Origin of the sequence: Bacillus sp. LLTC93, assembly GCF_002993125.1 — a bacterium.
Classification (GTDB): Bacteria; Bacillota; Bacilli; order Bacillales; family Bacillaceae; genus Bacillus; species Bacillus zhangzhouensis.
In genome coordinates this window covers 243,371-254,836 of sequence record NZ_PVME01000003.1, presented here as the reverse complement: position 1 = coordinate 254,836, position 11,466 = coordinate 243,371, and the positions used below count along the sequence as shown (strand labels likewise).

At 41.1% G+C, this 11,466-nt stretch carries 10 protein-coding genes; 7 read left to right on the top strand and 3 right to left on the bottom strand.

What is annotated here, in order from left to right; all coding sequences use genetic code 11:
• Positions 1 to 89 precede the first annotated feature (89 nt).
• A complete protein-coding gene (locus C6W18_RS10735) occupies positions 90 to 371 on the top strand; it encodes a YlaH-like family protein (protein ID WP_044334035.1) in 282 nt (93 codons plus the stop codon).
• A gap of 30 nt (positions 372 to 401) precedes the next feature.
• On the opposite strand, the gene C6W18_RS10730 is transcribed toward C6W18_RS10735, so the two are convergent.
• Positions 402 to 632 (bottom strand): YlaI family protein, encoded by a 231-nt coding sequence (locus C6W18_RS10730; RefSeq protein WP_012009835.1) that lies wholly within the window; start codon positions 630 to 632, stop codon positions 402 to 404.
• A gap of 305 nt (positions 633 to 937) precedes the next feature.
• A complete protein-coding gene (locus C6W18_RS10725; protein WP_034318087.1) occupies positions 938 to 1,555 on the bottom strand; it encodes a YhcN/YlaJ family sporulation lipoprotein in 618 nt (205 codons plus the stop codon).
• Between the two features lie 140 nt (positions 1,556 to 1,695).
• On the opposite strand from C6W18_RS10725, the gene C6W18_RS10720 reads away from it, so the two are divergent.
• A complete protein-coding gene (locus C6W18_RS10720) occupies positions 1,696 to 3,018 on the top strand; it encodes a PhoH family protein (protein WP_105927553.1) in 1,323 nt (440 codons plus the stop codon).
• Between the two features lie 15 nt (positions 3,019 to 3,033).
• Here the strand turns inward: C6W18_RS10720 and C6W18_RS10715 are convergent, their stop codons facing one another.
• On the bottom strand, positions 3,034 to 3,516 hold the full coding sequence (locus tag C6W18_RS10715; RefSeq protein ID WP_105927552.1) for a hypothetical protein: 483 nt from the start codon (positions 3,514 to 3,516) through the stop codon (positions 3,034 to 3,036).
• A 120-nt stretch (positions 3,517 to 3,636) separates the two neighbouring features.
• Here C6W18_RS10715 and glsA point away from each other — a divergent pair, with 120 nt between their 5' ends.
• From glsA to C6W18_RS10690, 5 genes are all read left to right on the top strand, one after another.
• Positions 3,637 to 4,566 carry a glutaminase A gene (gene glsA / locus C6W18_RS10710; RefSeq protein ID WP_034318080.1) on the top strand — a complete coding sequence of 310 codons (930 nt, stop codon included), beginning with the start codon at positions 3,637 to 3,639 and terminating at the stop codon, positions 4,564 to 4,566.
• Positions 4,567 to 4,688: 122 nt separating this feature from the next.
• Positions 4,689 to 4,970, top strand: coding sequence for an Fpa/YlaN family protein (locus C6W18_RS10705; protein ID WP_034318078.1), 282 nt, complete (start codon positions 4,689 to 4,691; stop codon positions 4,968 to 4,970).
• Positions 4,971 to 5,180: 210 nt separating this feature from the next.
• Positions 5,181 to 6,392: a putative lipid II flippase FtsW gene (gene ftsW, locus C6W18_RS10700; RefSeq protein ID WP_034318075.1), complete on the top strand. Its 1,212-nt coding sequence runs from the start codon at positions 5,181 to 5,183 to the stop codon at positions 6,390 to 6,392.
• Between the two features lie 79 nt (positions 6,393 to 6,471).
• Complete coding sequence (pyc, locus tag C6W18_RS10695; RefSeq protein WP_105927551.1) at positions 6,472 to 9,918, top strand: pyruvate carboxylase; 3,447 nt, start codon at positions 6,472 to 6,474, stop codon at positions 9,916 to 9,918.
• A 98-nt stretch (positions 9,919 to 10,016) separates the two neighbouring features.
• The gene (locus tag C6W18_RS10690) at positions 10,017 to 11,450 is read left to right on the top strand and encodes a cryptochrome/photolyase family protein (protein ID WP_105927550.1); all 1,434 of its coding nucleotides are present in this window, start codon (positions 10,017 to 10,019) and stop codon (positions 11,448 to 11,450) included.
• Positions 11,451 to 11,466: the final 16 nt, after the last annotated feature.

Below are 11,466 nucleotides of genomic sequence, written 5' to 3'. Positions count from 1 at the left end.
AAGAATTAAAAAGATAGAACCCTGAAAGATAAGGGGAGGGAATCTTTTTGAATGATCAGGAAGTAAGTGAGAATCTATCCTTTTTCGCGATGCTGTTTCGTGTCGATGAAAATCCGCAAACAGGGATGTGGCTCCTATATGGCACCATCCTTGTTTTAGCGATTATTGTTTTTAAGCTCGGCTTTGCTAGACGTCTACCGATTTTAAAAGCGCTCGTGATTTATTTGTTTTTGATTTTTGGCTGTACGTTTCTCACATTTTTAGGAATCTTCTTGCCAGTAGCGGAAGGCCTAGTAGTGGCAGCTGCCATTTTAATTATTTATAAAATACGGCTGCATCGTGCGAAAAAAGAAGGAACAGTAAATACGTAAAAAAAGACCTGAACATGTGTCAGGTCTTTTTTATGTTTTTTGTTCTTTTTTTCCTTTTTTCTTCTTTTTCTCTTTCGTCGCAGGATCTTGATAAAGAGAGAATCTGCCAGTTTTGATGCGTGCTTCTGTCTTGACTTTAATTCTTTCTTGGCAGTCATCGCACATATATGTATGAATCGGTCGATTTCTTAACCGCTTAGCAACGAGTGTATCATCATCAATGGTTTCAAGCTTTTCACATAATGAGCACTTCACTCTCATCATTTTCACCTCACTTTGTTGCATTCATTATAGCATGTTTTCTGAACCACTTAAAATCAGCGTAGAAAAAGGCTTATATCACAAGAGATATAAGCCGCAGCGTGTAGACAAACCATCGCATTCTTTGTCAGGTCTGTGCTCCGGTGCTCACGAATGTTAAATTCGCTCCACTCCTGTGCTCGACCTTCCTAGACTGCAAAGGTTTTCTATCAAGCTGAAAAGAAGACAAAGGGCTAAAATAAAATCATTTTATCCCTTTGTCATCAATCTGAGGCTTATATCACAAGAGATATAAGCCGTTCTCATTATTTCTTCTGATTCATATGATGGTTTGATTGATCGTTTTGATTTTTTTCTAACTGCTTTTGATCGTTTTGTTTGAGCTGATCATTCGGGTCATTCGTCGGGTCCGTTTCGCTACGATCGATCTCATTTCTCGGCATCTCTGGCATCACACGTCCGACAATGGCAGCTAGTTCATCCATAATACCACTTACAGGACGGCCTGCTTGAATTTCTTTGCCCATTTCTTTTAAACGGCTGACTGTATCTGGGTCAGCGACCACAACAGCATTCGCACCCTCTGGGTCATTTTTCAGCGCTTTTGCGACTGAATATTTAATGGTTTCTACTTTGCTTCTATCTAAATCATCTTTTACATCAATGCCAACAACAGCATAGCGGCCGATGACGATAGCCGTTGCATCATTTACATCTGCTACATGCTCGGTCACATTGACAAGATGCTGCGCGACATCTGTTGATGGGCGGGCTTGATCGGTATTTTTCTTGGTTGAGTCTGACACCCGTACTAAGTGCTGGCGTCCATCTTGCTTGTCCAGAGCCTCTGGCTTTTCCTGCTGCTGGCAAGCGCCCAACAGAAAGATGGTATGAATCATGAATAATGTAACAAATAGTCGCATGTGTATTCCCTCCTTCACAAACTGCATGATTTATTTTATTGTTGAATTAACCTTCTAACTTTATTCATGAAAACATATATTTTAACAATCGTTTTTGGAAAGACAAGGATGAATGAAACCCCGATCAGGAGGCGAAGGACCTGAGTAAAATTTATGTATTAGACACGAATGTGTTATTACAGGATCCGAATTCAATCTTTTCATTTGAAGACAATGAGGTCGTCATTCCGGCCGTTGTTTTAGAAGAAGTAGACTCGAAAAAGAGATACATGGACGAGGTTGGGCAAAATGCTCGGCGCGTTTCACGTTTAATCGACGCTTTGAGATCGAAAGGGAAACTGCATGAAAAAATTACGCTAGAGTCAAAAGGGACACTGCGCATTGAACTGAATCACCGTTCTTTCCATGAACTTCAAGAAATTTTCATTGAAAAAACGAACGATAATCGGATCTTGGCTGTGGCAAAGAATTTGAGCTTAGAGGAAGAAACAAAGCCTCATGGGCGGCCTGTCATTTTGGTTAGCAAGGATGTCTTAGTGCGAGTGAAGGCAGATGCCATTGGGCTGCAAGCAGAGGATTTTTTAAGTGATCGTGTGCTGCAAAATGAAGACATTGATAATGGCTATCACGAGCTCTATATTCCGACGGAACAGTTGAATACATTTTATAAGCAAAATCAGTTACACGTAAAAGACGTCACCAATGCCTCGTTAAACCCTCATCAATTTGTCATTATGAAGGGAAATGAAGGGGGTTCTGCTTTAGGAATGCTTGATCAAAAAGGAGAGCTCGTCAAGCGTCTCATTTATGATCAAGAACATATTTGGGGAATCCGCCCGAAAAATGTTCAGCAGACGATGGCGATAGAGCTACTTTTACGCCGTGACATTCCGCTCGTGACACTCATCGGAAAAGCGGGGACAGGCAAAACATTGCTTGCACTTGCTGCTGGATTGATGCAAACAGAGGATCTCGGCATGTTTAAAAAGCTCATCGTGGCTCGCTCAATTGTTCCTGTTGGAAAGGATTTAGGCTACTTGCCAGGAGAGAAGGAAGAGAAGCTCAGACCATGGATGCAGCCGATCTATGACAACCTAGAATTTTTATTTAATACAAAAAAACCTGGAGAACTTGATGCGATCTTAGCGGGTATTGGTTCGATTCAGGTGGAGGCTTTAACTTACATCCGTGGAAGAAGTATACCTGATCAATTTATCATCATTGATGAGGCGCAAAATTTAACAAAACACGAAGTGAAAACATTATTAACGCGAGTTGGAGAGGGAAGTAAAATTGTGTTGATGGGAGATCCAGAGCAGATTGATCATCCTTATTTAGATAGCTTAAATAATGGGCTTACGTATGTCATTGAGCGCTTCAAAGGGCAACAAATATCTGGACATGTCAAGCTTGTCAAAGGAGAAAGATCTGGACTTGCACAGCTTGCAGCTGATTTATTATAGTCCAGACCCTCTATCTTATGTAATGATTAGCTCTTTTACACCTTTAATCGGCTGAGTGATGTTGGACTGATCCTCGAAATAAACGTGGATTGGTCCTTCTTCTGTAATAGGTTTTCCATTTTGACTGAAATGAGCAATGCTTTCCATTGCTTTAGAAAGCGGGACAGCAATTGTTTCCGTTTCTGTGACAAATTCACACGCTGCCGCCTCATCAAGCGGTTCTGCATTTTTCAGCATGTCGCCAAGCTTCATACCGAAGCTGCCTGTGACGAGTCTTTCTTTTTCGTATTTCTTCTCTGTTTTTAAAGTGGGTGGGAGTGTTTGCCCCTCTCTTATGACCCGCTCTTGGTCAAGCTCCTGATCAAGCTGATTCTCTTCACTTACTGCGCTTTTCTCAAAAAATGAATCCATTAAAAATTTGCGGTCATCAAAAATCCACACACTTGGATCAATGGTGATCTTGTACCGTACGTTCCCCTTAATTTGAATAATGCTCATGTTCAAGACAACCCCTTTCCATCATAAATTATAGAAGTTTTCGCCCGCTTTGTCACTTTCATAAACATGCTTCTCTTTGTACACACTAACCTTACATGAAATATAGGGAGGATTTTGGGCATGGCATGTCGTGACAATGAAGAGCTTCAGCGATTTGTAGAAGAAGCAAAAAAAGTCGCCAAATATGGCAAAGTAGCATCCTATATTCCTGCTCTCGGTAAAGCGGATCAGACGGATTTATCTGTGGCTGTATATCATGTGAGTAACACATGTCACTCGGCAGGGGATGTAGATAAAAGGTTTACCCTTCAAAGTATTTCAAAAGTATTAGCACTTGCGCTCGTGCTCTCAGAAGAAGGGCCAAAAAAAGTATTTCAATTTGTTGGGCAGGAACCGACAGGCGATCCATTTAATTCGATGATTAAACTTGAAACAGCAAGCCCGAATAAGCCGTTGAACCCAATGATTAACGCAGGAGCGCTCGCAGTCACAAGCTTAATAAAAGGCAGGACCCCGCAAGATCAGCTCAATCGATTGCTCGCATTTATTAGAGAGCTTGCAAATGACACAAGCATTACATACTGTAAAGAAACAGCTGCTTCCGAATTTGAGACATCGATGATTAACCGCGCCATGTGCTATTACATGAAGCAATATCATATTATTAGAGGGAATGTAGAAGAGGTCATGGATGTTTATACGAAACAATGTGCCATCATGATGAACAGCTTGGATTTGGCGAAAATCGCTTGTGTTTTTTCATTAGACGGCAGGCATCCAGAGACGGGGAAGCAAATCCTTTCAAAAGATGTCGCTAGAATTTGTAAAACCTTTATGGTGACTTGCGGAATGTACAATGCAAGCGGAGAATTTGCCATTAATATCGGGATTCCCGCCAAAAGCGGTGTCTCCGGCGGGATCATGGGAGCAGCGCCATATGATTTTGGGATTGGCATTTTCGGGCCTGCGCTGGATGAGAAAGGGAATAGTATTGCTGGAATTAAGCTGCTTGAGCTCATGAGTGAAAAATATGAAATGAGTATCTTTTAACAACTCATGTCTTCTTTTTATTTTTACAGAGCGAACTGTACAAATCTGCTTGCAATTTTGGGCGTTTCGCTTTATGATAAATAGAAGAATTAGGTACTCGCCTGGGGAACGGAGGGATACTTTTGGCGTCAGAAATTTTAGTCGATCATCGGCAAAAAGCACTGTCTTTATTAAAATTGGATGCAGATAAAATTTTAAAATTGATCCAAGTGCAAATGGACAACTTAACGATGCCGCAATGTCCTCTTTATGAAGAGGTTTTAGATACTCAAATGTTCGGATTATCGAGAGAAATTGATTTTGCTGTCCGACTTGGATTAGTTGATCAACATGAAGGCAAGAAACTACTCGATAAACTTGAGAGAGAGCTTTCCGCACTTCATGATGCGTTCACAAAAAAATAATGATCGAAAACTCAAACTTCCACAACATAAGTTTGAGTTTTTTTGTCCTCCATTTTCTTTTGATTGTTTGAGAACAAACGGACTTGATTCTTTCATGAATGACGAACAATATAAAAGAGGTAAAACGGGATCAAACGGAGAAAATGTAGTAGAATAAGAACAGCTAAGAGGATATCGAGCAGAAGAAACAGACGTTAGGAAGAGGATTATATGTTAAAGAGAATGCTAAAATCGTATGACTACTCATTATTGTTCGCCATTATATTAATTAGCGCATTCGGTTTGGTGATGGTGTATAGCTCAAGTATGATTACATCTGTCATCAGATATGATGCCGCGCCAGATAATTTTTTTAAGAAACAGCTTTTATTTATGATTGTTGGGGCGGTCATCTTGATCTTTACAGCTCTGGCTCCATATCAGCTGTTTTCAAATAAAAAATTCCAGATCGGTATGCTGCTGCTTTCTGTTGTTTCACTCATCTACGTGTACTTTGGCGGTCACATTGCAGGGAATGCTAGAAGCTGGATCAAAATAGGACCTTTTAGTCTTCAGCCAGCAGAATTTGTGAAGATTGTCGTCATCATCTATCTTGCTGCTGTGTATGCAAAAAAGCAGCACTATATTGATCATATTTTAAGAGGGGTCACACCTCCAATCGTGATTGTCTCCATCTTATGTGGCTTCATTATTTTGCAGCCAGATTATGGGACAGCCTTTATCATCGGCATGATTGCCCTTGCGATGATTTTATGCTCAGGCTTTAGCGGTAAAACGCTTGCGAAGCTGTTAGCGCTATTTAGTGCAGTGATGGTCGTCGTGACACCGTTTATTATGCTGTTTTGGGATAAAATTTTCACGCAAAATCGTCTCGGACGTTTTGAGAGTTTCCAAGACCCATTTAAAGATGCAGGCGCCACTGGGCATCAATTGATTAATTCATATTATGCGATTGGATCAGGTGGCTTTTTTGGACTTGGGCTTGGAGAGAGTGTCCAAAAGTATGGGTATCTTCCAGAGCCGCATACAGATTTTATCATGGCGATCATCTCGGAAGAGCTTGGCTTTTTCGGTGTATTTTTTGTTCTAGCTCTACTTGGCTTCATCGTCGTAAAAGGTTTTTATATTGCGAGAAAGTGTGAGGATCCGTTTGGAAGTTTGCTTGCAATAGGAATTTCTTCGATGATTGCGATCCAAACATGTATTAATTTGGGTGGTGTTTCAGGTCTTATTCCAATCACTGGGGTGACACTTCCATTTATCAGCTACGGGGGATCGTCCATCATTTTATTAAGCGGATGTATGGGAATACTGCTGAATATCAGCATGTTCACTGAATATAAAGAGCGTTATAAAAAGAAAAAATCAATCAGCAAACCATCACTTCAAAAAAATGGATTGCAGAAAACTTTGAATCTTTAGAAAACAAAAGTGTACAGTTTTCATTTCTTCCTTTATTATAGAGTACATATAAAATTTTAAGGGATATGGAGGAGTGAGAATGTCACAGAGAACAATTCAAAAGGTTCTAGTTGCAAACAGAGGGGAAATTGCTATCAGAGTCTTCAGGGCCTGTACAGAGCTTAATTTACGTACAGTGGCCATTTACTCCAAAGAAGACTCGGGCTCTTATCATCGCTATAAAGCAGATGAAGCATATCTAGTTGGAGAAGGGAAAAAACCGATTGATGCCTACCTTGATATCGAGGGGATCATCGAAATTGCAAAACGAAATGACGTGGATGCGATTCATCCAGGGTACGGATTTTTATCCGAAAACATTCATTTTGCAAGACGATGCGAAGAGGAAGGCATTCAATTCATCGGTCCAACTTCTCAGCATTTAGATATGTTTGGAGATAAAGTAAAGGCGAGAGATGAAGCGAAAAAAGCTGGAATTCCAGTCATTCCAGGAAGTGACGGGCCAGTTGATTCGGTCAAAGAAGTCGAAAAATTCGGTGAAGAATACGGTTACCCGTTTATTATTAAAGCTTCACTTGGCGGCGGCGGCCGAGGTATGCGGATTGTCAGATCAAAAGAGGAGCTGAATGAAGGCTATGACCGTGCAAAGTCAGAGGCAAAAGCTGCTTTTGGAAATGACGAAGTATACGTTGAGAAACTAATTGAAAATCCGAAACATATTGAAGTGCAGGTGATTGGTGACAATCACGGCAATATCATTCATTTATATGAGCGTGACTGCTCTGTCCAAAGGCGTCATCAAAAAGTCATTGAAGTTGCACCAAGTGTATCTCTTACAGATCAATTACGTGAAGACATCTGCGAAGCGGCTGTTAAGCTGGCTCGAAATGTGTCGTATATTAACGCTGGGACTGTAGAATTCCTAGTGGCAAATGGTGAGTTTTATTTTATTGAAGTCAATCCTAGGGTACAGGTGGAACATACGATCACAGAAATGATCACAGGTGTCGATATCGTACAAACCCAAATTCTTGTCGCAAAGGGTCATGATCTCCATAGCGATGAAGTCGGAATACCAAAGCAAGAAGATATCTTCACACATGGATTTGCCATTCAATCAAGGGTCACGACAGAGGATCCTTTGAATAACTTTATGCCGGACACTGGAAAAATTATGGCCTACCGTTCAGGTGGGGGATTTGGTGTACGTTTAGATGCTGGGAACAGCTTCCAAGGTGCAGTCATTACATCTTATTACGATTCATTATTGGTCAAGCTGTCCACATGGGCGCTCACATTTGATCAGGCTGCTGCTAAAATGGTCCGTAATTTACAAGAATTCAGGATTCGCGGCATTAAAACGAATATCCCATTTCTTGAAAACGTGGCAAAGCATGAGAAGTTTCTAAAAGGGGAATACGATACGTCGTTTATCGATTCATCGCCAGAGCTATTTAATTTCCCAAAACAAAAAGACCGTGGAACGAAAATGTTGACTTATATTGGTAACGTGACCATTAATGGGTTCCCTGGTATTGCGGAGAAAAAGAAGCCTCAATTTGATAGACCAAATGTACCGAAGCTTCCAGTCCATGAAGAGGTTCCGTCTGGGACAAAACAATTGTTAGATACGCATGGACCTGAGGGACTCGCCAATTGGGTAAAAGAACAAAGCAACGTTCTTTTAACAGATACAACCTTTAGAGATGCCCATCAGTCTCTGCTTGCAACACGTTTTAGAACACATGACTTGAAGAAAATTGCCCAGCCAACAGCAGGGTTATGGCCAGAGCTATTCAGTATGGAAATGTGGGGCGGCGCTACATTTGATGTTGCGTATCGTTTCTTAAAAGAAGATCCTTGGGAAAGACTGAAAGAGCTTCGTCAAGAAGTTCCGAACACCTTGTTCCAAATGCTTTTAAGATCATCAAACGCTGTCGGATATACAAACTATGCAGATAATGTAATTAAAGCATTTGTAAAGGAATCGGCTGAGGCAGGCATTGATGTGTTCCGCATTTTTGATAGCTTAAACTGGGTCAAAGGCATGACGCTTGCCATAGATTCTGTTCGTGAATCAGGCAAAGTGGCTGAGGCAGCCATTTGTTATACGGGGGATATTCTTGATCCATCTCGTCCGAAATATGACCTTAAATACTATGTCTCTCTTGCGAAGGAACTTGAATCGGCAGGTGCTCATATTTTAGGCATTAAAGATATGGCGGGATTATTAAAGCCTCAGGCAGCTTACGAGCTTGTATCTGCTTTAAAAGATGAACTGACCATCCCAATCCATCTTCATACACATGATACGAGTGGAAACGGACTGTTCACCTATGCAAGAGCGATCGATGCAGGTGTTGATATTGTTGATGTTGCCGTTAGCTCTATGGCGGGGCTCACATCGCAGCCAAGTGCGAGCTCGTTATACTATGCTTTAGATGGACATGAAAGAAAGCCAGAAATGAACGTCAAAGCTGTAGAACGTCTTTCTCAATACTGGGATTCCGTCAGAAAATACTATCATGAGTTCGAAAGTGGCATGAATTCGCCGCATACAGAAATTTATGAGCATGAAATGCCTGGCGGTCAGTATAGTAACTTGCAGCAGCAGGCGAAAGGTGTAGGCCTTGGCGAGCGCTGGAATGAAGTAAAGGAAATGTACAGACGTGTAAATGACATGTTTGGTGATATTGTGAAGGTTACACCATCCTCTAAAGTGGTCGGAGATATGGCACTTTATATGGTGCAAAATGATCTAACAGAAGAGGATGTCTATGAAAAAGGCGCAACACTGGACTTCCCGGATTCTGTTGTTGAATTATTTAAAGGCTATTTAGGTCAGCCGCATGGCGGATTCCCAGAAAAACTGCAAAAGCTGATTTTAAAAGGGGAAGAGCCGCTGACTGTCAGACCAGGTGAGAAGCTGAAGCCAGTGGACTTTGAAGAAATTAAAAAGCAATTCAAAGAATCACATGACCTGTCGTTGACAGAACAAGATGCGATTGCATATGCCTTATATCCGAAAGTCTTTTCTGAATTCGTTCAAACAGCAGAAAGCTATGGTGATATCTCTGTTCTTGACACACCAACGTTCTTCTATGGGATGAGACTAGGTGAAGAGATTGAGGTGGAAATTGAAAAAGGAAAAACCCTCATTGTCAAACTCGTGTCAATTGGAGAACCGAATCCAAATGCCACAAGAGTCATTTACTTTGAGCTAAATGGTCAGCCGCGTGAAGTGGTGATTAAGGATGAAAGCATCAAATCCTCCGTTCAAGAAAAAATGAAGGCGGATCGCTCGAATCCAAATCACATTGCCGCATCGATGCCAGGCACCGTAATCAAAGTGCTTGTTGAAAAAGGGCAGAAAATCTCGCAAGGTGAGCACCTGATGATCAATGAAGCCATGAAAATGGAAACGACCGTTCAAGCACCATTCTCTGCGGTTATAGATGAAATTCATGTGACGAATGGAGAGCCAATTCAAACCGGTGATCTGCTGATTGTATTAAAGCCTGAATAATGAGTGAGACACATCCATAGCGATGTGTCTTTTTTGAGCGCATTAAAATGTGCAGCGGCCTGAAAGAGTGATTACACTATAGAATGAGGTGAAGAAAGTTGGAAATCGTCGTGATTTGGTTTCGCCGAGATATGCGATTGGATGATCATATCGCCTTATCAAAAGCGATCACATATGCAAAAAAACACGAATACAAATTATTTGCTTTTTATCATGTAGATCCTTTTTTTACAGAAATGGAGCTTGATTTAAACCACGAACACTTCTTTCAAAGCTTGGCTCATTTTGTCAAGGAAGCGAGAGAATCTCAAGTGTATGTTCACCTTTTCCATGATGATGTCTTGTCCGCCTTTCAGCAGGTCATCGATGTTTATGACATAAAAGCCTTCTTTTTTAATGAAGACCAAGTTGGAATCGGTCAAACACGTGATCATCGAGTAAGCGATTTTTTAGAAGGAAAGGGCATTCATGTATCAAAGTGGCAAGATACACACCTTCATGGGGCGAGAGATATTTTAAAAGCGGATGGGTCTCATTATCAAGTGTTCACCCCATACTATCAATCATGGCGAAAGAAAGAGAAGCAGCCTGTGATAAAAGTTGACAAATCTTTTTTCAGTAGCGAGCATACGATTTGTGATGAGTCACTTTCTCAAAAAGGGGATGACAAACTAAGAAGCATCATCAAGGGATGCTCAAGGAAATTTGATCAAATTGGTTCAGACAAAGCGATGAACACGCTAAACACCTTTATCCAAAAAAGACTGACACATTATCATGAGAAAAGGGATATTCCGTCTGTTTTTGGAACGAGTAAGCTGTCGCGGTTTTTAAAAACAGGCACCATTTCTATTCGGACGATCTTTCATGCTGTAAACGAGGAAGCACTTTATGAAGACGAGGGCCGGGAAACCTTTGTGAAAGAGCTGGCGTGGCGTGATTTTTATCATATGATTTTTGCGCACTATCCAGAGATGAAAGAAAAGGAAATCAATTCTTCATTTCAAGGGGTGAAATGGAATGAAGATGAGACTCTTTTTGAAGCTTGGTGTAAAGGTGAAACAGGCTTTCCGCTCGTTGATGCAGGGATGAGGCAATTAAATGAAGAAGGCTGGATGCATAACCGCTTGCGAATGGTGACTGCTTCATTTTTAACAAAGGATTACTTGATTGATTGGAGAAAAGGCGAAGCGTATTTTGAGAAAAAACTCGTGGACTATGATGAGTCTTCAAATATCGGGGGATTTCAGTGGGCAGCCTCTGTCGGAACGGATGCTGTTCCTTACTTTCGTATATTTAATCCAACGACCCAATCGAAGCGATTTGATCCAACTGGGGAATTTATCAGAAGATATGTACCTGAACTAAAACATGTCGATGAAAAATGGGTTCATGAACCAAGTAAAATGCCGATAGATGAACAAATAAAATCTGGATGTGTGCTAGGTGATGCCTATCCACTGCCGACAGTCGATCATCAAGAAAGACGCAAACAAGCCATTTCGCTATTTGAAAAAGCAAAACAACAATAAAAGAAATCCCCTTTCC